At 70.2% G+C, this 648-nt stretch carries 1 protein-coding gene and 1 pseudogene; both read left to right on the top strand.

Annotated features, from left to right (window positions below):
- A pseudogene (locus QMK34_RS47630) lies at positions 1-315 on the top strand (magnesium-translocating P-type ATPase); the annotation flags it as partial.
- A partial coding sequence (locus QMK34_RS47625; protein WP_442785381.1) for a SulP family inorganic anion transporter occupies positions 312-648 on the top strand: 337 nt, incomplete at its 3' end. The pseudogene QMK34_RS47630 and the gene QMK34_RS47625, both read left to right, overlap by 4 nt.

Here is a 648-nt window from a genome sequence, read left to right as displayed (position 1 = left end):
CGCGTCCCGTTCTTCCGCCGCCACCCCAGCCTGCCGCTGACCCTGGCGGCGCTCGGAGTCGTCGCCGTCGGGGCGATACTGCCCGCGACTCCGCTCGCGGGCACGTTCGGGTTCCACCCGTTGCCACCGGCTTTCTTCGCCGCGCTGGGCGGCATGGCGCTGTGCTACCTCGGGCTCATCGAGGTTGGCAAGAAACTCTTCTACCGCGTGGCAGCCACCAAACCGTCGACGCCGATTCCTCCTGCGCCGCATCGACATCTGCGTCGGCGTGCCGCTCGCTTCAGCATCGGCCAGCGTTTTCCGGCGCCCCGGTGAGCGCACTGCTACGGGTGATTCCCACCGTCGCCGACTACGCCGGACTTCGGCGATCCTGGGCACGTGATCTTCTCGCCGGAGTGACCGTCGGCATTGTCGCGTTGCCGCTGGCTCTCGCTTTCAGTGTCGCGACCGGTGTCGGCGCGGCGCCCGGCCTGGTGACCGCGGTGATCGCCGGGGCGGTCGCCGCGATTTTCGGGGGCTCTTCACTGCAGGTGTCAGGTCCCACCGGGGCGATGACCGTGGTGCTCGTGCCGCTGGTCGCCCGCCACGGCACTTCGGTCGTGTACCCGATCGCCGTGCTCGCGGGCGTGGTCGTGCTGGCAGCCGGTC

This window comes from Amycolatopsis sp. H20-H5, assembly GCF_035828755.1.
In the GTDB taxonomy this organism is placed as follows: Bacteria; Actinomycetota; Actinomycetes; order Mycobacteriales; family Pseudonocardiaceae; genus Amycolatopsis.
Note: the sequence above shows the minus strand (reverse complement) of the source record. Positions and strands in the feature narration are given on the sequence as shown.